Consider the following 17,732-nt stretch of genomic DNA (forward strand, 5'->3'; position numbering starts at 1 on the left):
CTAGATCTCCTTGACGTGTTCGAACGGTTCGAGGCAGAACCGGCAGCGGCGCAGGGCTTTGCACGCGGTCGCGCTGAACCGGGACTGCTCTTCGGTGTCCGCCGAGCCGCAGCGCGGGCAGCGCACCGACGACACCGGCGCGCTCAGCGTGAGCGGGATCGGGCCGGTCCGGCGCGGCGCGGCGCCCGGCGGCGCGATGCCCGCTTCGGCCAGCTTCCGCTTGCCGTCCTCGGTGATCCAGTCCGTGGACCAAGCGGGCTGAAGCACCGTGCGGACCTCGACCTCGCCGTAGCCCGCGCCGGTGAGCGCGTGCACGAGGTCGTCGCGCATGGTGTCCATCGCCGGGCAGCCGGTGTAGGTCGGGGTGATCGCGACGACCACCCGACCGCCGGATTCGGACACTTCACGCAGCACGCCGAGGTCGGCGAGGGTGAGCATCGGCAGTTCCGGATCGGTGACCGTGGCCGCCACGGCGTACGCGGTCACCATGTCGCGTCCGGATGTTCCCTGGCGACACTCTGCAGGGTCGCCAGCAGGAAGCCCATCCGTTCGGTGTGCACGCCGTCACGGCCCATCCGGCCGGAAACCCCGGCGATGGCACCGATTTCGGGGCGCTTCAGCTTCGCGACGGCCAGCACCTGGTCGAGGATCGCGTCGAACTCCGGCCGCAGCGACGGCGACTCGACGAACTCGACTTCGTGCGCCGTGAACAACTCGTCGACGTACGGCCAGACCGCGTCCAGGCCCTCCTGCATCCGCGAGTGCGACAGTTCGGTGCCGTCGCCGAGGCGCACGGCCCATTGGGCGGCGTAGTCGCGGTGGTACGCGACTTCCTTGACACCCTTGTCCGCGATGGCCGCGAGCACCGGGTCCACGCTGGTCTGCAACCGCTGCAACAAGGCGAGCCGCCAGATCGAGAACACCAGCAGCCGCGCGATCAGATGCCCGAAGTGCCCGCCGTCGAGTTCGGCGAGCCGGACGTTGCGGTACTCCAGCTCACTCCGGAAGAAGGCGTACGAGTCCTCGGTGCGGTCGCTGCCGTCGGCCTTGCCCGCGCGAGCGAGCAGCAGTCGCGCCTGTCCGAGCAGGTCGAGCGCGATGTTCGCGATCGCGACCTCGTCCTCGAGTTCGGGCGCGTTCGTGCACCACTCCTGCAGCCGGTGCGAAAAGATCAGCGCGTCGTCGCCGAGCATCAGGCAGTACGCGGCCAGCCGCGCACCGTCCACACCGGACGGAACCGTGGTGTCCACACCGGACAGCGGATCCTCGAACCCGGTGCCGAAGGCCCAGCGCGCGTCGTTTTCCTCGGTGATCGCCTCGTAGGCGTTGTCGAAGCTCATGTCAGATGTGCGGAACGTTGTCGGGGATGTCGTAGAACGTCGGGTGCCGGTACACCTTGTCACCGCTGGGCGCGAAGAACGGGTCCTTCTCGTCCGGCGAGGACGCCGTGATGTCCGACGCGCGCACGACCCAGATCGACACGCCCTCGTTGCGGCGGGTGTACAGATCCCGCGCGTGGTGCAGCGCCATGTCGTCGTCGGCGGCGTGCAGCGAACCCACGTGCACGTGGTTCAGGCCGCGCTTGCCCCGGACGAACACCTCGTACAACGGCCAGTCGTGTTTCATCACGAACCCTTCTTCGCTGCGTGCGCCGACGCGGCTTCCCGCACCCACGCGCCGTCTTCCTGTGCCCGGCGCCGATGTGCGATGCGCTGGGCGTTGCAGGGGCCGTTGCCCTTCAACACGTTCTTGAACTCGTCCCAGTCGACGGCGCCGAAGTCGTAGTGCCCGCGCTCGGCGTTCCACTTCAGGTCCGGGTCCGGGAAGGTGACGCCCAGCGCCTCCGCCTGCGGGATGGACATGTCGACAAAACGCTGGCGCAGTTCGTCGTTGGTGTGCCGTTTGACCTTCCACGCCATCGACTGCGCGGTGTTCGGCGAATCGGCGTCGGGCGGGCCGAACATCATCAGCGACGGCCACCACCAGCGGTTCACCGCCTCCTGCACCATTTCCCGCTGCTCGTCCGTGCCGCGCATCATCGTCATCAGCAGCTCGAAGCCCTGCCGCTGGTGGAAGGACTCCTCCTTGCAGATGCGGATCATGGCGCGCGCGTACGGCCCGTACGAGCTGCGGCACAGGGGAACCTGGTTGCAGATCGCCGCGCCGTCGACCAGCCAGCCGATCACGCCGACGTCGGCGAAGGTCAGCGTCGGGTAGTTGAAGATCGACGAGTACTTCTGCTTGCCGTTGATCAGTTTGTCGGTCAGATCCGCGCGGTCGGCGCCGAGCGTGGCCGCCGCGGAGTACAGGTACAGCCCGTGCCCGGCTTCGTCCTGCACCTTCGCGAGCAGGATCGCCTTGCGCCGCAAGGAAGGCGCGCGGGTGATCCAGTTGCCCTCCGGCTGCATGCCGATGATCTCCGAATGCGCGTGCTGCGCGATCTGCCGGATCATCGTCTTGCGGTAGCCCTCGGGCACCCAGTCGCGCGGCTCGATGCGCTGATCACGCGCGATGGTCGCTTCGAAGTGCTGTTCGAGGTCTTCCTCAGGGAGGGTGGCCGTCATGACTGCTCCTTGGCGACCAGGGTGAGCACGTCGTACTTCGCGACCGAGTCGCCGTCCTGGTTGGTGACGTCGGCGTCCCAACGGACTTCGCCGTACTCCTGGTCGATGCGCGGGGTGATCTGCTTGGCGGTCAGGGTCACGGTCAGCGAGTCACCGACCTTGACCGGGGTGAGGAACCGCAGGTTCTCCAGGCCGTAGTTGGCCAGCACCGGACCGGGCTCCGGCGAGACGAACAGGCCGGCGGCGAACGAGACCACGAGGTACCCGTGCGCCACGATCCCGCCGAACAGCGGGTTCGCCGCCGCGGCTTCGGGATCGGTGTGGGCGTAGAAGGTGTCGCCGGTGAACTCGGCGAAGTGGTCGACGTCGGACTGCAGGACCTCGCGCGGCCCGGCGACGACGGAGTCGCCGATCTTCAGCTCCGCCAACGACTTCCGGAACGGGTGGACGTCGCCTTCGGTCCTCGGTGCACCCGCGACCCAGCGACCGGTGACCGTGCTGAGCACCTTCGGGCTGCCCTGGACGGCCGTGCGCTGCATGTGGTGCAGCACGCCGCGGATGCCACCCATCTCCTCGCCACCACCGGCGCCGCCGGGACCGCCGTGCACCAGCTGCGGCATCGGGGAACCGTGGCCGGTGGACTCCTTGGCGTCGTCGGCGTCGAGCACCAGCAGGCGGCCGTGGAACGGCGCGACGCCGAGGACGACCTCGCGCACGAACTCCTGGTCGGCGGAAACGACGGAACCCACGAGGCTGCCACCGCCGCGTGCGGCGAGCTCGATGACCTGCTCGGTGGAGGTGTACGGCAGCAGCGTCGACACCGGGCCGAACGCCTCGACCTCGTGCGGCTCGGAACGCTCCGGGTCCGCCTTCAGCAGTACCGGCGAGATGAACGCGCCGCGTTCGGCGTCCGCGCCGACGACCTCGACCCGCTCCGGGTCGCCGAAGACGACCGTGCCGACGTCCAGCAGCGCCTTGAGCGACCGCCGGACCTCCTCACGCTGCTCCAGGCTCGCGAGCGCGCCCATCCGGACCCCCTCGGCGGTGGGGTTGCCGATGGTGACCTTCGCCAGCCGCGCGCTCGCGGCCTCGGCGACGTCGTCCAGCAGGTCGGCGGGGACGAAGGCGCGGCGGATGGCGGTGCACTTCTGGCCTGCCTTGACCGTCATCTCGGTGGTCAGCTGCTTGACGAAGAGGTCGAACTCGGTCGTGCCGGGTTTGGCGTCCGGACCGAGGATCGACAGGTTCAGCGAGTCGGCCTCGGCGTTGAACCGGACGGAGTTGCGCACGACCGCGGGATGCGCGCGCAGCTTCTGCGCCGTCGACGCGGAGCCGGTGAACGAGACGAGGTCCTGCGCGGTGACGTGGTCGAGCAGGTCGCCGACGCTGCCAGCGACGAACTGCAGCGTGCCCTCGGGCAGGATGCCGGAGTCGATGATGATCTCGACCAGCCGCGCGGTGAGGTACGCGGTCTGACTGGCGGGCTTGACGAGGCTCGGCACCCCGGCGAGGAACGCGGGCGCGAACTTCTCCAGCGGGCCCCAGACCGGGAAGTTGAAGGCGTTGATCTGGACGGCGACCCCGCGCAGCGGCACGGCGATGTGCTGGGCGACGAAGGTGCCGCCCTTGCTCAGCGGCTCGACGTTGCCGTCGACGTAGACGGTGTCGTTCGGCAGCTCGCGCTTGCCCTTGCTGGAGTAGGCGAACAGGACGCCGATGCCGCCGTCGATGTCGACCATCGAGTCGGTCTTGGTCGCGCCGGTGCGCGCGGAGAGCGCGTACAGCTCGTCGCGGTGTTCGCGCAGGTGGGAGGCCAGTGCCTTCAGCAGTGCGGCGCGCTGGTGGAAGGTCAGCTCACGCAGCGCGGGGCCGCCGACGCGGCGGCCATATTCCAGGGCAGCGGCGAAGTCGACGCCCTCGGACGAGACCCGGGCGACCTCCTCACCGGTCGAGGCGTCGTGCAGCGGTACGCCGTCGTTTTCCGCCGTGTGCCATCCGCCGGAGACGTAGCTGCGCAGCAATGCCATGGGGCGACCCTTCATGGTGGGATTAACAGACCGTCCGTTCAGTAATTCACTGTAGCTCGCGTCCCGGGTCTTGCAAACCCCCGGACGGCGGCGGATCCTTGACATCCACCCGGAAGCGCGCCTTTACTTGCGGCACCCTTTAACAACCGTCCATTCGGTCAGTAACAGGTGGTGTGATGACGACCAACGCGGCGCACGCGATGTTCGCCGACGACCTGGCGTCGAGCGCGCTGGGGATCGAGCTGGTCGAGGCCGCCGAAGGGCACGCCGTCGCCACCATGCGGATCACCGAGACGATGGTCAACGGGCACGGCATCGCCCACGGTGGCTACGTCTTCCTGCTGGCCGACACGACGTTCGCCTGCGCCTGCAACAGCCATGGCCCGGTCACTGTCGCCTCGGGCGCGGAGATCTCCTTCGTCGCCGCGGGCAAACTCGGCGACCACCTCATCGCCACCGCCACCGAGCGGACCCGCTACGGCCGCAACGGCATCTACGACGTCACCGTGCACCGGGAGACCCCCGACGGGCCGGAGGTCGTCGCCGAATTCCGCGGCCGCAGCCGCACCATCGAGAAGGCGCCCCAACGATGACTTTCAGCGACGACGCCGAGAACCTGACCATCGACGAACTCCAGGCGCTGCAACTGAAGCGCCTCCGGTGGACGCTGGGGCACGCCTACGACAACGTGCCGTTCTACCAACGGAAGTTCGACGAAGCCGGCGTTCACCCGGACGACTGCAAGGCGCTCGAAGACCTGGCGAAGTTCCCCTTCACCACGAAGCAGGACCTGCGCGACAACTACCCGTTCGGCATGTTCGCCGTGCCGGAAGCGCAGGTCAGCCGCATCCACGCGTCCAGCGGGACCACCGGCAAGCCGACCGTCGTCGGTTACACATCCGAAGACATCGACACCTGGGCGACGGTGATGGCGCGCTCGATCCGCGCGGCGGGCGGGCGTCCTGGCGACAAGGTCCACGTGGCCTACGGATACGGACTGTTCACCGGCGGCCTCGGCGCGCACTACGGCGCCGAGAAACTGGGTTGCACGGTGATCCCGGCGTCCGGCGGCATGACCGCACGCCAGGTGCAGATCATCACCGACTTCAAACCCGAGATCATCATGGTCACGCCGTCGTACATGCTCACGCTGCTCGACGAGTTCGAACGCCAGGGTGTCGACCCGCAGACGAGTTCGCTGAAGGTCGGCATCTTCGGCGCCGAGCCGTGGACCGAACAGATGCGCGCGGAGATCGAGGAACGCGTCGGCATCGACGCCGTCGACATCTACGGCCTGTCCGAGGTGATGGGCCCCGGTGTCGCGCAGGAATGCGTCGAGACGAAGGACGGGCTGCACATCTGGGAGGACCACTTCTTCCCCGAGGTGATCGACCCGTTCACCGAGAAACCCACCGACGCCGAGGGCGAACTGCTGTTCACCTCGCTCACCAAACAGGCGCTGCCGATCATCCGGTACCGCACACGCGACCTCACCCGGCTGCTCCCGGGCACCGCGCGACCGGCGTACCGGCGGATGGAGAAGGTCACCGGGCGCAGCGATGACATGATCATCCTGCGTGGCGTCAACGTCTTCCCCACGCAGATCGAGGAAGTCGTGCTGGTGACCCCCGCGCTCGCGCCGCATTTCCAGCTGATCCGGTCCACGAAGGGCCGGATGGACCACCTGACGGTCCGCGTCGAAGCCCGCCCGGACGCGACCACCGAGCAGCGTGCCGAAGCCGCCGCCCGGCTGATCGCCGGGGTCAAGGACGGGGTCGGCGTGAGCGTCGGCGTCGAGGTCGTCGACCCTGACACCCTCGAACGTTCGCTGGGCAAGATGCGCCGCGTACTCGACGAACGGGACCGCGGTTGAACACCCCCGCCCGCCGGGGGCGCCCCGGCTACGACCTCGAGTCGCTGCTGCAGGTCGCGGTCAAACTGTTCAACGAACGCGGCTACGACGGCACCAGCATGGAAGACCTCTCCCGCAAACTCGGCATCACGAAATCCGCGATCTACCACCACGTGCCGAGCAAAGAGGAACTCCTGCGGCTCGCCGTCGACCGCGCGCTGAACGGTCTGTTCGCCGTCGCCGCCGAGACGGAATCCTTCGAGGGCAAGGCCATCGAGAAGCTGGAACATCTGGTGCGGGGCAGTGTCCTCGTGCTGGTCGAGCAGTTGCCGTTCGTGACGCTGCTGCTGCGGGTGCGCGGCAACACCAAGATCGAGCGCGCGGCGCTGGCGCGGCGGCGGGAATTCGACCGGCTCGTCACGGAACTGGTGAAACAGGCCGAAACCGAAGGCGACGTGCGGCCCGACATCGATCCCGCGGTCACCGCGCGGCTCCTGTACGGCATGGTGAACTCGCTCATCGAGTGGTACCGGCCGCGGCGGGGCTCGGCCGGGACGGAACTGGCGGACGCGGTGTGCAAGATCGCGTTCGACGGCCTTCGGACCCAGTAGGGGCGCGGGTCGTTACTCACCCGCGGCCTTGGGCGGCCGTCGCGCCTGCCAGATCAGCGCGTCGCGCAACTGCTGGATGAGCTGTTCGTCGTCGGCCTCCGACGGATCGACCCCGAGCGGGATCCAACGTTCGCCGACCTCGGCACCGTTCTCGAAACTGGTGATCACGATCCCCGCGTACGAGACGGATTCCGCCCCGCTGTCACCTTGGATCCGGACGTCACGATGCTGCAGCCGCACACTGACCCACCGGCCGGTACGGCAAACCGGCTCGCGTTCGGCACTGGCCATTCGTCCCTACCCATAACGCCCGGTCCCCCCGCCCCGAACGTCGCCGCGAGGGCCCCTGGGGTTACCGGCGGGTTGTTCCGAATGAGTAACGGCAGGCGGTCACGTGAAACGGTTACGCTCGGCCCATGAGCACCGATCCGGAGATCCGGCGGCGCCGCCTCGAACCGGCCGCCCGGCGTGCCGAGATCCTGACCGCGGCCCGGCGGTTGTTCGGCGCGGGCACGTACGCCTCGGTTTCGACCTCGGACATCGCGAAGGCCGCGGGGGTGGCCAGACCGCTGATCAACCACTACTTCGGCGGCAAGCGGGAGCTGTATCTGGAGGTCGTCCGGCAGATGATGATCGTGCCGGCGCCGGTGATCGAGAACCTGCCCGACACGACGGCCGAGGAGCGGCTCGCGATCAGCGTCCGGCATTGGATCGAGGTCGTCGAGCGCAACGAGCAGGCGTGGCTGACGGCGATCGGGCCGGAGGCGGTGGGCCGCGATCCGGAGATCGAGCGGATCATGCGGGAGGCCGACGAGATCGCCGCCGACCGTGTGCTCGCGGCCGCGCTGATGAGCGATGTCACCGAGGGTCGCGAGGAACTGCGCGCGATGATCCGTTCGTACGGCGGGATGCTGCGGGCCGCGTCACGCGAATGGCTGATCCGCGGCACGCTCGGCCGCGAGGAGCTTCGGGTCTTCCTCACCGAGTCGATCCTGCACCTGCTGCGGGTCACCTACCCGGCCGTGCTCGCAACGCGTTCCGCCGGGCGTACGCCGCCGGCGTCATCCCCTTCCAGCGTTTGAACGCGTAGATGAAGCTCGACGCCTCGGCGTAACCCAGCCGCAGCGCGACGTCCTCCACGCTGAGCGCGCCGGTGTCGAGCATTTCCTCCGCCAGTGTCTGACGGACCTCGTCCAGCAGCGCGCGGTAGCCGGTCCCGGCCTCGAACAGCCGCCGTCGCAGCGTGCGCGGGCTGAGCGCGAGCTGCCGCGCGACCTCCTCCATCCCCGCGTCGACGCCGCCGAGCCGCACCAGCCGTTCCCGGACCTGCTGCGCGATCCCGGAGCGTTCCCGTTTCCGCGACACCAGCAGGTCGCATTGCGCGGCGCACACCGCGACCGTCTGGTCGTTGGCCTGCGGCAGCGGTTTGTCGAGGAACAGCGGGTCCAGGGTGGCCAAGTGTGACGGCGCGGAGAACGACGGCGCCAGGCCGAAGGTCCGCACGTATTCGTCCACTGTGGAGGGTCGATCGTGGCGGAAGGCCAAGGAGCGCAGGGAGATGTCCGGCAGGATGTCGCGCATGACGGTGTGGATGGCACCGAGGTCGCGCAGCAGCAGGAAGCGGGCGACGTCGCCCGGTACACGGCTGTCGTCCATGGCCAGCCCGAGCCGCCCGGCCTCGACGGTCACATGCGGGATGCAGAAGGTGAAACTCAGGTCCAGGTATCGCAGGGCGAAGCGCATCGCGTCCCCCAGCGTCGGGCTGCTGATGCACGCGAACCCGAAAATGCCGAACGCGCTCACGCGGTACCGCCTGCTCAACCGCAGCGCGACGTCGTCCCCGGCACCGAGCCCGCGGACCACTGCCCGGACCACCGCGAGCTCCTGCCGCGCGTCGACTTGGCCGTCCACGGGTGCGTACTCGTACGACTCCAGCCCCGTGACGCCGTTCTCGGCGGCGAAGCGCGCCATGAGCACGATGCTCGCCGTGCCGCGCGGGTAGTCCCAGTCCCGGATCACCGGCGGCGGTAGTTCCATGGCCGGGATTATGGATCGCGACGACGATCGGCGCATTGAGGACCGTAACTGTCCTTGATCCTGTTTAGGGTGAGCGGCATGTCCGACACGTTGAGCAGGCGCGCGCTGAACCGCGCCATGCTGGACCGGCAGTTGCTGCTCCGGCGTTCGAAGATGACCGCGCTCGAAGCGGTCGAGCAGCTGGCCGGGTTGCAGGCGCAAGCGCCGAATCCGCCGTACTTCGCGCTGTGGACGCGGCTGCACGGCTTCCGCCAGGAAGAGCTGGCGAACCTGCTGCTGGACAAGAGTGTCGTGCGGATCGCGCTCATGCGCGGCACGGTGCACCTGGTGAAACCGGCGGACGCGCTGGCGTGGCGGCCGATCGTGCAGCCGCTCTACGACCGTTCGATGGACAACACCCAGTTCACCCCGGAGATCAAGGGCCTCGACCACCAGGAGATCGCCCGCACCGCGCGCAAACTGCTCGGCGAGCGGCCGCTGTCGTCCGCCGAACTCGGCGCGGAACTGGCGAAACGCTGGGACAGCGCGGGACCGTCGGCGCTGGTGCACGTCGCGCGGGCGCTGCTGCCGCTGGTGCAGATCCCGCCGCGCGGGGTCTGGGGCAAGTCCGGGCAGCCGACCTATCAGACCACCGGGGACTGGCTGGGCGCCGAGCCGGACGCGACGCCGTCGCCGGAAGCGATGTTCCGGCGCTATCTGGCCGCTTTCGGGCCTGCCAGCGTGCAGGACGCGCAGGCGTGGGCCGGGATCACGAAGCTCGGCGAGGTCGCCGAGCGGCTGCGGCCGGAACTGCGGACGTTCCGCGACGAGAACGGACGCGAACTCTTCGACCTCGAAGACGCCTCACGCCCGGACCCGGACACCCCCGCGCCCGCCAGGCTGCTGGGGCCGTTCGACCAGACCGTCCTGTCCTACGCCGACCGCACCCGCGTGATCAGCGACGAGCACCGCAAGATCGTCATCACGCAGAACGGCCTGGTCAAGGGCACCATCCTGGTCGACGGGTCCGTGAAGGGCTTCTGGGAGATCAAGGCGGCGAAGAAGGCAGCTTCGGTGACGATCACGCCGTTCGAGCGCGTCCCGAAGCGCGATCTGGACGCCCTCGAAAGCTCCGCCCACCGCCTTCTGACCTGGGCCCACCCGAAGGCCGAGTCCCACTCGGTGCATTTCGTCCTCTGAATGCGGTAGTTCGCACCACCAACTTCCGCATTCAGAGGACGAAATGCGGGCAGGGCGTGGCCGAAAATCTCGATTGAGTGGCCGGTCGTGTACTTCCACCAGGGCTGACGGGTGCGTAACTTCGATCGGCATGGGCAAGACGAGCGTGCTGATCGTAGGGACGGGCTTCGGCGGGGTCGGGACGGCGATCGAGCTCAAACGCGCCGGCTTCGACGACTTCACCATCCTGGAGAGCGCCGGTGAACCGGGTGGCGTCTGGCGGGAAAACACGTACCCCGGCGCCGGCTGCGACATCCCGTCGCCGCTGTACTCGTTCTCCTACGAGCCCAATCCCGACTGGCCGAAGCGGTTCTCGCTGCAACCGGACATCCACTCGTACCTCAAACGCGTGGTGCGCCGCTACGGGCTCGAACCGCACATCCGCTTCGACACGCGCGTCACCGCCGCGGCCTTCGACGAGGAGCGCGGGCTTTGGCGGGTGGAGACCGCGGGCGGCGAGACGTTCGAGGCCACCGTGTTCGTCCCCGCCGTCGGCCAGCTCTCGCGGCCGGTCCAGCCGGACATCCCCGGCCAGGAAACCTTTGAGGGCGCCAGTTTCCACTCCGCGCGCTGGGACCACGACGTCGACCTGCGCGGCAAGAAGGTCGCGGTGATCGGCACCGGCGCGAGCGCGATCCAGTTCGTGCCCGAACTCCAGCGCCAGGCGGGTGAACTGACGGTGTTCCAGCGCACCGCGCCCTACATCATGGCCAAACGGGACACCCGCTACCGGCGCTGGCAGCACCGGTTGTTCCGGCATCTGCCCGCCACCCAGCTGCTCGGGAGGCTGCGGATCTTCCTCCTCGCCGAGTACGCGACCTACGCGATGACCAAACATCCCTTGCTGGCCAAGGTCTTCGAACTTCGGACGGCCCAGCTGCGCCGCCGTCACATCAAAGACCGGGCGCTGCGCGAGAAACTCACCCCGGACTATCCGCTGGGCTGCAAGCGGATCCTGTTCACCAACGAGTACCTGCCCGCCCTGGCGCAGCACAACGTCGCCGTGGAGACGCGGCGCATCAGCGCGATCACGCCGTCCGGGGTGCTCACCGAGGACGGCGTCGAACACGAGGCCGACGTCATCGTCTACGGGACCGGTTTCGCGGCGACCGACTTCCTCGGCGAGCTCAAGGTGGAGGGTCTCGGGGGACGGGCGCTGTCCGACGCGTGGAAGGGCGGCGCGCGGGCGTACCTCGGCATGACCGTGCCGGGTTTCCCGAACCTGTTCTGCGTCTACGGGCCCAACACGAACCTCGGCGCCGGCTCCATCATCTACATGATCGAACGGCAGGCCCGCTACATCCGCCAGGCCGTGGAACACCTCACGAAGCCGGAAGTGTCCTATATGGACGTCGTCCCGGAGGTCGAGCAGCGGTACGACAAGGAGATCCAGCGACGGCTCGGGCACAGTGTCTGGACGACCTGCGCCAGCTGGTACCGCCAGGAGAACGGCCGCGTGAGCACGAACTGGCCGGGCCTGGTGACCGAGTACGACCGGCGGACGAAGAAGCTCGACCTCGGCGACTACCGGACGGCGGGAGCCCGATGAACTACGACGTGCTGGTGATCGGCTCCGGCTTCGGCGGCAGCGTGACCGCGTTGCGGCTCACTGAGAAGGGCTATCGCGTCGGCGTGCTGGAGACCGGCCGCCGGTTCGCCGACGACGAGTTCGCGAAGACTTCGTGGCGACTGCGGAAATACCTGTGGGCCCCGAAACTGGGCTGCTACGGCATCCAACGGCTGACCCTGCTGAAGAACACTTTCGTGCTGAGCGGCGCGGGCGTCGGCGGCGGCTCGCTCGTCTACGCGAACACGCTCTACGAACCCCCGGACACCTTCTACGAAGACCCGCAGTGGGCGCACATCACCGATTGGAAGGCCGAACTCGCCCCGCATTACGACCAGGCGAAACGGATGCTGGGCGTGGTGGAGAACCCGCTGGTCACCCCGGCCGACCGCGTACTGCGCGAGGTCGCCGAGGACATGGGCATCGCCGACACCTACCGGCCGACGCCGGTCGGCGTCCACTTCGGCAAGCGCGACGTCGACCCGTTCTTCGGCGGCGAAGGCCCGCTGCGGAAGCCGTGCACGCACTGCGGCGAGTGCATGACCGGCTGCCGGGTCGGCGCGAAGAACACGACCGTCAAGAACTACCTGTACCTGGCGGAAAAGGCGGGCGCGGAGGTCCATCCGCTGACCACCGCGGTTTCGGTCCGGCCGATCGATGGCGGCTACGCGATCGACACCGTCCAAACTGGACGTTGGGTGCGCAAACGCAAGCGGACCTTCACCGCGTCGGAGGTCGTGTTCGCCGCCGCTTCCCTGGGCACGCAACGGCTTCTGCATTCGCTGAAGGACTCCGGCACGCTGCCGGAGCTGTCACCGCGCCTGGGCTTGCTCGCCAGGACGAACTCCGAGGCCGTGCTCGCCGCGCGTTCCCTGCGCAAGGACACGGACTTCACTCGCGGCGTCGCGATCACGTCGTCGATCCATCCCGATGCCGTCACGCACATCGAACCGGTGCGTTACGGCAAGGGCAGCAACTTCATGGGACTGCTGACGACGGTGCTCGTCGACGCCGAGCCGGGCAAGCGCCGGTGGGTGCTGGGCGCGCGGGAACTGTGGCGGAACCGGCGGCAGCTGGTGCGGCTGCACAACCCGCGACGGTGGTCGGAGCGGATGGTCGGGCTGCTGGTGATGCAGACGCTGAACAATTCCGTGACCACGTATACGAAAAGCGGGCTCTTCGGCCGCCGGATGACCACGAAGCAGGGCATCGGTGAGCCGAACCCGGAGTGGATCCCGGCCGGGCACGAGGTCACGCGGCGGGTGGCGGACAAGATCGGCGGGCTGGCGCAGGGCGCCTGGACGGATCTGGCGAACATCCCGATCACCGGGCATTTCATCGGCGGCTGCGCGATCGGCGACAGCGCCGAGACCGGCGTCGTCGATCCGTACCAGCGCGTGCACGGCTATCCCGGGCTGCATATCGCGGACGGCTCGGCGATCTCGGCGAACCTCGGGGTGAACCCGTCGCTGACCATCACCGCGCAGGCGGAACGCGCGATGTCGTTGTGGCCCAACAAAGGCGAGGCAGACCCGCGGCCGCCGCTCGGCTCCCCCTACCGGCGCCTGTCCCCCGTCGCCCCGCTCAAGCCCGTCGTGCCGCCCCACGCCCCCGCCGCCCTGCGCCTGCCCCTCACCCCGCTCTGACCTCATGCATTTAGTCCTCTGGATGCGGTAGTTCGCCCTGCCAACTACCGCATCCAGAGGACTAAATGCGGGGTGTGGAAAGGGCGAGGCACCGTCGCCCGCGCGACGACGGTGCCCCGCCCCGGTCTAGAGGATCATCACGGGAGGCCCGCCAGGCCCGCGCTCACCGTGTTCGACCACGCGTAGCCCTGCGAGGCGTCCCAGTTGATCGACCAGGTCATCGCGCCCCGGATCGTCGGGTACGTCGTCGCCGGCTTGAACGAACCGCAGTTCGTGCCCTTCGCCAGGCAGTTCAGCGCGTTGACCGTGTTGCCGGGCGCCTGGTAGCCGCCACCGGCCGCCGAGCCCGACGCGGGCAGGCCGAGCCCGACCTGGTCGGCCCGCAGACCGCTCTGCAGCTGGATGCAGGCCAGCGCGGTGAGGAAGTCGACCGTGCCCTGCGAGTAGACCTTCTGGTCGCAGCCGAGCATCGTGCCGCTGTTGTAGTACTGCATGTTGACGATCGTCAGGATGTCCTTGACGTTCAGCGCCAGCTTGAAGTACTCGGCCGCCGGGTTCTGCATGTCGATCGTCTGCGGCGCCATGGTGATGACGGTGCCGCCCGCGGCGTGGATGCTGCGCAGCGCCTGCGCCATGTAGGTCGCGTTGACGCCGTTCTCCAGGTCGATGTCGACGCCGTCGAAGCCGTAGGTCGCGATGAGCGACTTCATGCTGTTGGAGAAGTTCGTGGCCGCGGCCGCGGAGTCGACGCGGATCGTGCCCTTCTCGCCGCCGACGGACAAGATGACCTTCTGCCCGCGTGCCTGCGCCGTCTTGATGTCGGCCTTGAACTGCGCGTCGGTGTAGCCGCCGAGCTGGCTCGACAGCCCCGAGTCGAGGGTGAAGGTGACCGCGCCCGGCGTGGCCGTCGCGTCGGCGAAGGACACCGCGATGATGTTGTACTTCGTCGGGACGTCGGCGAGCTTGAGCGCCTTCGCGCCGTTGTAGAAGTTCTGCCAGTAGCCGGTGATCACGTGCTTCGGCAGGTTCCCGGTCGGCGGGGTGCTGGTCGTGGTCGTCGGCGAACTGGTGGTGGTGGTCGTCGTCGTCGGGCTCGTGGACGTCGTCGGCGTGGTCGGGGTCGTGGTCGGCGAGCCGCCGGGACCGTCGAGGTTCACGTCGTCGGCGAAGTACGCGGGCTGGCCGTACCAGCCGTGCAGGTAGATCTGGACGCTCGTGGTGGACGCGCCGGTGGTGAAGCTCAGCGAGAGCTGCGACCAGCTGGCCCCGCCCGGGGTCCAGGTGTTCTTGTCACCCGTGCCGGTGCCGGTGACGCCGAGGTAGGTGTAGCTGCCCTGCACCCACGCCGAAAGCGTGTACGCGGTGTTGGCCTTCACAGCCACGCTCTGCGAGCAGCGGGCGTTGTCCTGACCCGCCGGAGTGGCGCTGAGCGCGCGGGTGCCCGAATGGACCGGCGTGGTGACCACCGCGTTCGCGCCGGTGCAGGTCCAGCCGCTCGTGGTCCCGAGTTCGAAGCCCGGGTTGGTCAGGATGTTGGCGGCCGAGGCACTGCCCGAGACCGCGAAAGTCACCCCCAGGCACACGGCCAGTGACGACAGCAGGGCGAGGAACGCGTGTTTGGGCTTGACTTTCACGGCTGGCCTCCACGAACAGGTGACGTCGGCCACATCAAAATGGACTAGACCAATACAACTGTCAAGGGTTCGGTTAGAGGAGGCCATACGAAAGTCGGCTCGGCACGAGCGGCAGAATGCAGGGTCCGAGAGCACCCGAGGGCGGATTCAGGAGCGTGGGAGTGAGCGTGCAGGGCCTGCAGACAGTCGAGCAGAAGATCGCCGAAGAACTCGGTGTGCGCGAAGGGCAGGTCAAGGCGGCCGTCGACCTGCTGGACGGCGGATCGACCGTGCCGTTCATCGCCCGGTACCGCAAAGAGGTCACCGGGATGCTGGACGACACCCAGCTCCGCACCCTCGAAGAACGCCTCCGCTACCTGCGGGAACTCAACGAGCGCCGGGTCGCGGTCCTGGACTCGATCCGCAGCCAGGGCAAGCTGGACGAGGCGCTCGAAGCGTCGATCATGGCGGCGGACACCAAGTCCCGTCTCGAGGACATCTACCTGCCGTACAAGCCCAAGCGGCGGACGAAGGCGATGATCGCCCGCGAGGCCGGTCTGGAGCCGCTCGCCGACGGGCTGCTGAGCGACCCGAACACCGACCCGCAGGCCGCGGCCGCGGTGTTCGTCGACGCCGACAAGGGAGTCGCCGACGCGCAGGCCGCGCTCGATGGCGCCCGCGCGATCCTCGTGGAACGCTTCGCCGAGGACGCCGACCTGATCGGCGAGCTGCGCGAGAAGATGTGGTCGCAGGGCCGCCTCGCGTCGAAGGTCCGCGACGGCAAGGCCGAAGAGGGCGCGAAGTTCTCCGACTACTTCGAGTTCTCCGAGCCCTACAGCAAGCTCCCCTCGCACCGGATCCTCGCGATGTTCCGCGGCGAGAAGGAAGAGATCCTCGACCTCACCATGGAGTCCGAGGAGCCCTCCGACGAACCGCGTACAGGGCCGACCGACTACGAGACCCGCATCGCGCACAAGTTCGGCATCTCCAACGAAGGCCGCCCCGGCGACAAGTGGCTCGGCGACACCGTCCGCTGGGCGTGGCGCACGAAGATCCTGCTGCACCTGGGCATCGACCTGCGGATGCGGCTGCGCCAGTCGGCCGAGGACGACGCCGTCCGCGTGTTCGCCGCGAACCTGCGCGACCTGCTGCTCGCCGCCCCGGCGGGCACCCGCGCCACGATGGGCCTCGACCCGGGTTTCCGTACCGGCGTCAAGGTCGCCGTCGTCGACGACACCGGCAAGGTCGTCGGCACCCACGTGATCTACCCGCACCAGCCGGCGAACAAATGGGACCAGTCCATCGCCGAACTCGCCGCGCTCTGCGCCCGGCACAAGGTGGACCTGATCTCGATCGGCAACGGCACCGCGTCCCGCGAGACCGACAAACTCGCCGGCGAGCTGATCAAGAAGCACCCGGAACTGAAGCTGACCAAGGCCGTCGTCTCCGAGGCGGGCGCGTCGGTCTACTCGGCGTCGGCGTTCGCGTCGCAGGAACTGCCGGGGATGGACGTCTCGCTGCGCGGCGCGGTCTCCATCGCGCGGCGCCTGCAGGACCCGCTGGCGGAACTGGTGAAGATCGACCCGAAGTCGATCGGCGTCGGGCAGTACCAGCACGATCTGTCGGAGATCTCGCTGTCACGGTCACTCGACGCGGTGGTCGAAGACTGCGTGAACGCCGTCGGCGTGGACGTCAACACCGCGTCGGCGCCGCTGCTGACCCGCGTCTCGGGCATCACGACCACGCTGGCGGAGAACATCGTCGCGCACCGCGACGAGAACGGTCCGTTCAAGACGCGGACCGGGCTCAAGGAGGTCGCGCGGCTCGGCCCCAAGGCCTTCGAACAGTGCGCGGGCTTCCTCCGGATCCCGGACGGCGACGACCCGCTCGACTCGTCCTCGGTGCACCCCGAGGCCTATCCGGTGGTGCGGCGGATCCTGAGCTCGACCGGCACGGACATCCGCGCGCTGATCGGCAACTCGCGGACACTGCAGGCGCTGAAGCCCACGGAGTTCGTCGACGACACCTTCGGCCTCCCGACGGTGACCGACATCCTCGCCGAACTCGAAAAGCCGGGCCGCGACCCGCGTCCGGCGTTCAAGACCGCGACTTTCGCCGAGGGTGTCGAGAAGATCGGCGACCTCAAGCCGGGAATGCGGCTGGAAGGCGTCGTGACGAACGTGGCCGCGTTCGGCGCGTTCATCGACGTCGGCGTGCACCAGGACGGGCTCGCGCATGTCTCGGCGCTGTCGAAGAACTTCGTCAAGGACCCGCGTGAGGTCGTGAAACCCGGCGACATCGTCAAGGTGAAGGTGCTGGAAGTCGACGTGCCGCGCAAGCGGATCTCGCTGACCCTGCGGCTGGACGACGAGCCCGGCCGTCCCGCTCGCGAGCAGGGCGGCGGCGGTGGCGGCGGTCGTGACCGCGGCCAGGGCGGTCAGCGTCAAGGTGGGCAGCGTCAGGGCGGCCAGGGCGGCGGTAACCGAGGCGGGAACCGGGGCGGGAACTCCGGTAGCGGTGGCGGCGGCTCGCTGGCGGACGCCCTCCGCAAGGCCGGCTACGGCAAGTAAGCACTCAGGCGTGCAATGAAAGGACCG

General features: G+C 68.6%; 16 protein-coding genes. 8 read left to right on the forward strand and 8 right to left on the reverse strand.

The window, feature by feature from the left end:
- The 5 genes from paaD to paaZ are packed head-to-tail and all read right to left on the reverse strand — an operon-like array spanning window position 1 to window position 4,591.
- Window positions 1-489, reverse strand: a complete 489-nt coding sequence (gene paaD / locus DMH03_RS33440) for a 1,2-phenylacetyl-CoA epoxidase subunit PaaD (RefSeq protein ID WP_125796017.1) — start codon at window positions 487-489, stop codon at window positions 1-3.
- Window positions 483-1,340, reverse strand: coding sequence for a 1,2-phenylacetyl-CoA epoxidase subunit PaaC (paaC, locus tag DMH03_RS33445; protein ID WP_125796018.1), 858 nt, complete (start codon window positions 1,338-1,340; stop codon window positions 483-485). The genes paaD and paaC overlap by 7 nt, the downstream gene beginning before the upstream one ends.
- A gap of 1 nt (window position 1,341) precedes the next feature.
- Window positions 1,342-1,626: a 1,2-phenylacetyl-CoA epoxidase subunit PaaB gene (paaB, locus tag DMH03_RS33450; RefSeq protein WP_005168080.1), complete on the reverse strand. Its 285-nt coding sequence runs from the start codon at window positions 1,624-1,626 to the stop codon at window positions 1,342-1,344.
- The gene (paaA, locus tag DMH03_RS33455) at window positions 1,626-2,564 is read right to left on the reverse strand and encodes a 1,2-phenylacetyl-CoA epoxidase subunit PaaA (RefSeq protein WP_125796019.1); all 939 of its coding nucleotides are present in this window, start codon (window positions 2,562-2,564) and stop codon (window positions 1,626-1,628) included. Before paaA ends, paaB begins: the two co-directional genes overlap by 1 nt.
- Window positions 2,561-4,591: a phenylacetic acid degradation bifunctional protein PaaZ gene (paaZ, locus tag DMH03_RS33460; protein ID WP_125796020.1), complete on the reverse strand. Its 2,031-nt coding sequence runs from the start codon at window positions 4,589-4,591 to the stop codon at window positions 2,561-2,563. The genes paaA and paaZ overlap by 4 nt, the downstream gene beginning before the upstream one ends.
- Window positions 4,592-4,791: 200 nt before the next feature.
- Here paaZ and paaI point away from each other — a divergent pair, with 200 nt between their 5' ends.
- Genes paaI through DMH03_RS33475 form a run of 3 tightly spaced genes read left to right on the forward strand, consistent with a single transcriptional unit; the run spans window position 4,792 to window position 7,054 of the window.
- Window positions 4,792-5,184, forward strand: a complete 393-nt coding sequence (gene paaI / locus DMH03_RS33465) for a hydroxyphenylacetyl-CoA thioesterase PaaI (RefSeq protein ID WP_199749141.1) — start codon at window positions 4,792-4,794, stop codon at window positions 5,182-5,184.
- Window positions 5,181-6,464 carry a phenylacetate--CoA ligase PaaK gene (gene paaK, locus DMH03_RS33470; RefSeq protein WP_125796022.1) on the forward strand — a complete coding sequence of 428 codons (1,284 nt, stop codon included), beginning with the start codon at window positions 5,181-5,183 and terminating at the stop codon, window positions 6,462-6,464. The genes paaI and paaK overlap by 4 nt, the downstream gene beginning before the upstream one ends.
- Window positions 6,461-7,054 (forward strand): TetR/AcrR family transcriptional regulator, encoded by a 594-nt coding sequence (locus tag DMH03_RS33475; RefSeq protein ID WP_125785704.1) that lies wholly within the window; start codon window positions 6,461-6,463, stop codon window positions 7,052-7,054. Before paaK ends, DMH03_RS33475 begins: the two co-directional genes overlap by 4 nt.
- Window positions 7,055-7,066: 12 nt before the next feature.
- Here the strand turns inward: DMH03_RS33475 and DMH03_RS33480 are convergent, their stop codons facing one another.
- Complete coding sequence (locus DMH03_RS33480; protein ID WP_125796023.1) at window positions 7,067-7,345, reverse strand: hypothetical protein; 279 nt, start codon at window positions 7,343-7,345, stop codon at window positions 7,067-7,069.
- Between the two features lie 125 nt (window positions 7,346-7,470).
- On the opposite strand from DMH03_RS33480, the gene DMH03_RS33485 reads away from it, so the two are divergent.
- Window positions 7,471-8,136 (forward strand): TetR/AcrR family transcriptional regulator, encoded by a 666-nt coding sequence (locus tag DMH03_RS33485; protein ID WP_125796024.1) that lies wholly within the window; start codon window positions 7,471-7,473, stop codon window positions 8,134-8,136.
- On the opposite strand, the gene DMH03_RS33490 is transcribed toward DMH03_RS33485, so the two are convergent.
- Window positions 8,063-9,091 carry an AraC family transcriptional regulator gene (locus DMH03_RS33490; RefSeq protein ID WP_125796025.1) on the reverse strand — a complete coding sequence of 343 codons (1,029 nt, stop codon included), beginning with the start codon at window positions 9,089-9,091 and terminating at the stop codon, window positions 8,063-8,065. The two genes, DMH03_RS33485 and DMH03_RS33490, sit on opposite strands and share 74 nt — an antisense overlap.
- Before the next feature lie 78 nt (window positions 9,092-9,169).
- Here DMH03_RS33490 and DMH03_RS33495 point away from each other — a divergent pair, with 78 nt between their 5' ends.
- From DMH03_RS33495 to DMH03_RS33505, 3 genes are all read left to right on the forward strand, one after another.
- Complete coding sequence (locus DMH03_RS33495; protein WP_125796026.1) at window positions 9,170-10,270, forward strand: winged helix DNA-binding domain-containing protein; 1,101 nt, start codon at window positions 9,170-9,172, stop codon at window positions 10,268-10,270.
- A 130-nt stretch (window positions 10,271-10,400) separates the two neighbouring features.
- Window positions 10,401-11,858 (forward strand): NAD(P)/FAD-dependent oxidoreductase, encoded by a 1,458-nt coding sequence (locus DMH03_RS33500; RefSeq protein ID WP_125796027.1) that lies wholly within the window; start codon window positions 10,401-10,403, stop codon window positions 11,856-11,858.
- A complete protein-coding gene (locus tag DMH03_RS33505; RefSeq protein ID WP_125796028.1) occupies window positions 11,855-13,522 on the forward strand; it encodes a GMC oxidoreductase in 1,668 nt (555 codons plus the stop codon). Before DMH03_RS33500 ends, DMH03_RS33505 begins: the two co-directional genes overlap by 4 nt.
- A 137-nt stretch (window positions 13,523-13,659) precedes the next feature.
- Here DMH03_RS33505 and DMH03_RS33510 read toward each other — a convergent pair whose 3' ends face one another.
- Complete coding sequence (locus DMH03_RS33510) at window positions 13,660-15,156, reverse strand: chitinase (protein ID WP_125796029.1); 1,497 nt, start codon at window positions 15,154-15,156, stop codon at window positions 13,660-13,662.
- A 161-nt stretch (window positions 15,157-15,317) separates the two neighbouring features.
- On the opposite strand from DMH03_RS33510, the gene DMH03_RS33515 reads away from it, so the two are divergent.
- Window positions 15,318-17,705 (forward strand): Tex family protein, encoded by a 2,388-nt coding sequence (locus DMH03_RS33515; RefSeq protein WP_199749120.1) that lies wholly within the window; start codon window positions 15,318-15,320, stop codon window positions 17,703-17,705.
- Window positions 17,706-17,732 lie beyond the last annotated feature (27 nt).

This window comes from Amycolatopsis sp. WAC 01376 (assembly GCF_003947415.1).
Classification (GTDB): domain Bacteria; phylum Actinomycetota; class Actinomycetes; order Mycobacteriales; family Pseudonocardiaceae; genus Amycolatopsis.

Bases quoted from the DNA above. Each gene is read 5' to 3' on its own strand.
- paaI (WP_199749141.1), top strand. From the start codon at position 4,792: ATGTTCGCCGACGACCTGGCGTCGAGCGCGCTGGGGATCGAGCTGGTC.
- DMH03_RS33495 (WP_125796026.1), top strand. From the start codon at position 9,170: ATGTCCGACACGTTGAGCAGGCGCGCGCTGAACCGCGCCATGCTGGAC.
- paaK (WP_125796022.1), top strand. From the start codon at position 5,181: ATGACTTTCAGCGACGACGCCGAGAACCTGACCATCGACGAACTCCAG.
- DMH03_RS33490 (WP_125796025.1), bottom strand. From the start codon at position 9,091: ATGGAACTACCGCCGCCGGTGATCCGGGACTGGGACTACCCGCGCGGC.
- paaZ (WP_125796020.1), bottom strand. From the start codon at position 4,591: ATGGCATTGCTGCGCAGCTACGTCTCCGGCGGATGGCACACGGCGGAA.
- paaC (WP_125796018.1), bottom strand. From the start codon at position 1,340: ATGAGCTTCGACAACGCCTACGAGGCGATCACCGAGGAAAACGACGCG.
- DMH03_RS33505 (WP_125796028.1), top strand. From the start codon at position 11,855: ATGAACTACGACGTGCTGGTGATCGGCTCCGGCTTCGGCGGCAGCGTG.
- DMH03_RS33480 (WP_125796023.1), bottom strand. From the start codon at position 7,345: ATGGCCAGTGCCGAACGCGAGCCGGTTTGCCGTACCGGCCGGTGGGTC.
- paaB (WP_005168080.1), bottom strand. From the start codon at position 1,626: ATGAAACACGACTGGCCGTTGTACGAGGTGTTCGTCCGGGGCAAGCGC.
- DMH03_RS33500 (WP_125796027.1), top strand. From the start codon at position 10,401: ATGGGCAAGACGAGCGTGCTGATCGTAGGGACGGGCTTCGGCGGGGTC.
- paaD (WP_125796017.1), bottom strand. From the start codon at position 489: ATGGTGACCGCGTACGCCGTGGCGGCCACGGTCACCGATCCGGAACTG.
- paaA (WP_125796019.1), bottom strand. From the start codon at position 2,564: ATGACGGCCACCCTCCCTGAGGAAGACCTCGAACAGCACTTCGAAGCG.
- DMH03_RS33485 (WP_125796024.1), top strand. From the start codon at position 7,471: ATGAGCACCGATCCGGAGATCCGGCGGCGCCGCCTCGAACCGGCCGCC.